General features: G+C 73.4%; 2 protein-coding genes, 1 tRNA gene, 2 pseudogenes and 1 riboswitch. All 5 genes and pseudogenes read right to left on the reverse strand.

All coding sequences use genetic code 11. From position 1 onward, the window contains the following. A pseudogene (locus tag B7767_RS47455) lies at window positions 1-346 on the reverse strand (M23 family peptidase); the annotation flags it as partial. A 12-nt stretch (window positions 347-358) separates the two neighbouring features. Further along, a riboswitch (cyclic di-AMP (ydaO/yuaA leader) is annotated at window positions 359-516 on the reverse strand. A gap of 316 nt (window positions 517-832) precedes the next feature. Beyond that, window positions 833-906: transfer RNA gene (locus tag B7767_RS31400), tRNA-Met, on the reverse strand. A 63-nt stretch (window positions 907-969) separates the two neighbouring features. Beyond that, a complete protein-coding gene (locus B7767_RS31405; protein WP_085575094.1) occupies window positions 970-2,103 on the reverse strand; it encodes a dihydrofolate reductase family protein in 1,134 nt (377 codons plus the stop codon). A gap of 48 nt (window positions 2,104-2,151) precedes the next feature. Continuing rightward, window positions 2,152-2,811, reverse strand: a complete 660-nt coding sequence (locus B7767_RS31410) for a response regulator transcription factor (RefSeq protein ID WP_085575095.1) — start codon at window positions 2,809-2,811, stop codon at window positions 2,152-2,154. Between the two features lie 30 nt (window positions 2,812-2,841). Then, window positions 2,842-3,188, reverse strand: a pseudogene (locus tag B7767_RS31415) (sensor histidine kinase); the annotation flags it as partial.

Below are 3,188 nucleotides of genomic sequence, written 5' to 3' on the forward strand. Positions count from 1 at the left end.
GGCTGAGGGGGGTGGCCGATCCCTCGGGGGTTTCCTCGTCGGAGATGAGGGAACCCACGTTGGGGAGGTCGGGCATGGAGATCGAGACCGGCGGCTTGCCGGTCTGGGCGCTGGCCATGCCGCCGGCGCCGACGGCCGCTATGACGCCGACGCCCAGGACGGTGGAGCTGCGGGCGAGTCCTCCGCCGCGCTGCTTGGAGACGCGGTGCCGGCCACGTACGGGGCGAAGGGACTCCGCGGTGGGGTTCCACTCCTCGAAGGGGCCCTCGTCGGTGCGGCCGGCGCCGTAGGCGACGGTGTCGCTCGGCTTGAACGGGGCCTCGGGGGCAGGCGGGTTGGACGCCACGTGGGCGCGCTCCTTTCCTTCCGTCTTCGCCTACCGGGTTAGCTGACGGGTTCGGAGCGGGAAGGTCTCCTACGCGCGTATACGAGCCGTGTCGCCACGACGGTATTGACGCGATTCACCCCATGGTGGTGGTTCCCCGGTTCCCTTGCGGGATTCGGCGCGTGCGCACGGAGCCGCCTTCTGTGACGGCTGGGACGACCGCGCTGCGTTATCGAACGTTAATAGACGCGAGGGCCTGATTCCAAGCCGTTCCTCTTGATCGTTAACGATTTCCGGGGGGACTTAAGCGCCACGAGCGGCCAAAAACGGGCGAGTTGACCGCGTCTCAGGTCACCTCGAGGGGCGGACGGTTTCTGACGGTGCGTCAGTTGTTATGCGCTGCGGGGTGGATCGCTCACGTTGAGTGAGAGCCGGGAGAGAAGGGCGGAGGAGGAACGGAAAACACCGAGGGCCGGAATCCTTTGGATTCCGGCCCTCGGCCTTCAGTAGCGGGGACAGGATTTGAACCTGCGACCTCTGGGTTATGAGCCCAGCGAGCTACCGAGCTGCTCCACCCCGCGTCGTTGAGACCAGTGTACGCCATCGGCGGGACACGGCGCACACCCGTTACCGGCGGCCCGGTCTCAGCGGCCGAGCAGATGGCCGTTGGGTGCCTTGGCGCGGTCCTCGTGCTCCGGCAGGACGACGACGGTGGCGCCCCCGGCGGCCAGCACGCCGCTGCCGTCGGCGTCCGCCACGAACGTGTCCGGCTCGCGCCAGGCCGTGACCACCCGCCGTACCCCCGCGTCCAGGACCAGCCGGGCGCAGGGCGCGGGCCGGGACGCGCGGTGGGCGCAGGGCTCCAGGCTGGAGTACACGGTGGCGGTGACGAGCCGGGGGTCCGTGGGGTCGACCTTGGCGAGCGCGGCCTCCTCCGCGTGCACCACCGGGTCGGTGCCCTCCCTGGAATGGCCGCGTGCCAGCTCCGTACCGTCGGCGGCCACCACGACCGCGCCCACGCTGAACGCCGTCTCCGAGGGCGGGCACTCGGCGGCCAGCTCACAGGCGAGGGCCAGCCAGTGGTGGTCGGCGGCGGAGGGCAGCGGGCCGGTGCCGGGGGCGGTGGGCTCGTAGCGGGTCAGGACGACGTCGCCGACCGGGCGGGTCTCGACCATCCGCAGCCGGCCGCCCTGGTAGGAGCCGGGGCCGAAGAGGCGGGGGGCCTCCGGGTCGCCGACGAACAGCGGGGCGAGGACCAGCTGGAGCTCGTCGGCCAGCCCCTCGGTGAGGAGCTGCGTGTGGACCGTGCCGCCGCCCTCGACCATCAGCCGCCGCACCCCGCGCTCGGCGTACAGGTGTTCCAGCAGCCGCCGCCAGTCGAGCCCGTCGCCGAGCGGGACGACGTCGGCGGCGAGACCGAGGGCGTGGGCGCGCTCGGCGCCCTCGTCGGTCGTGTAGAGGACCTTCTCGCCGCCGGTGTGCCAGAACCGGGCCGCCGGGTCCAGGTCGCCGGAGCCGCTGACGGTGACCTTGAGCGGGTACTCGGCCCGGCCCCCGGCGAGGCGGGCGGCGCGCCGCTCGGGCGAGTTGACCAGCAGCCGGGGGTTGTCGGCGCGGATCGTGCCGGCGCCGACCAGGATGGCGTCCACGGACGCCCGTACCTCGTCGACCCGGTCGAAGTCGGCCGGGCCGGACAGCAGCAGCCGCTCGGGGCCGGTGTCGTCCAGGTAGCCGTCGAGGGAGACGGCGGCGGACAGCAGGACGTACGGGTGCGGCATCGGCGTACTCCGGGTGGGGCGGCAGGTGCGGGGGGTCCAGTCTGCCGGTCAGGGCTCGATCAGCCCCACGCGGATGGCGTACCGGGTGAGTTCCAGGCGGTCCCTCAGGCCGAGTTTGGCCAGCAGGTTGGCGCGGTGCCGCTCCACGGTCTTGGGGCTGATGACGAGGAGGCCGGCGATCTGCTGCGAGGTGTGGCCCTCGGCGACCAGCTTCAGGATCTCCTCCTCGCGGTCGGTGATCGCCTTGGCCGGCAGGGGGCGTCCCTCCCGCGCGAGGTCGAGGTAGTTGTGGATGAGGGCGTTGACGGCGCCGGGGTAGAGGAACGGCTCGCCGCGCATGGTGGCGCGGCAGGCCTCGACGAGGTCGCGGTCGGCGACGGACTTCAGGACGTAGCCCGAGGCCCCGGCGGCGAGCGCCTCGAAGAAGAACTGCTCGTTGTCGTACATGGTGAGGATGAGGATGCGGGTCTCCGGCAGGGTGCGGGAGAGCTCGCGGGCCGCCTGCAGGCCGGTCTGACGCGGCATCGCGATGTCCAGGACGGCGAGGTCGGGGCGGTGCTCACGGGCCTGTTCGAGGGCTTCGGCGCCGTCGGCGGCCTCGGCGACGACGGTCAGGTCCGGTTCGCCGTCGAGGATGAGGCGAACTCCCCGACGGACCAGCGCGTGGTCGTCGGCGAGCAGGATGCGGGTGGGGGCCGGGTCGGTCATGTTTCAGCGTTTCCGGTCGAGGGGCGTCGGTCACGGGGGCGGCGGGGCGTGTGCGGGCGCGGACTTCCGCACGGGGACGGGCGCGGCCTCCCGTACGGGGACGAGGGCGTGCGCGGGGAAACGGGCCGGGACGGGGACGGCCAGGCGTACCTCGGTACCGCCGTCGGCGGCGCGGTCCACGGTCAGCCGGGCGCCGACGAGCAGGGCGCGCTCGCGCATCCCGCGGATGCCGGCGCCCTCCGGGGTGATGCCGATGCCGCGGCCGTCGTCACGGACGCGGAGTTCCACGCCGCCGGGCGCGCGGCGCAGGGCGAGCTCGGCGCGGCGGGCCCGGGCGGGGCGGGGGGGGGTGGGGGGGGCCTCCCCGGGGGCCCCGG

The sequence above is a fragment of the Streptomyces sp. 13-12-16 genome (assembly GCF_002114215.1).
In the GTDB taxonomy this organism is placed as follows: domain Bacteria; phylum Actinomycetota; class Actinomycetes; order Streptomycetales; family Streptomycetaceae; genus Streptomyces.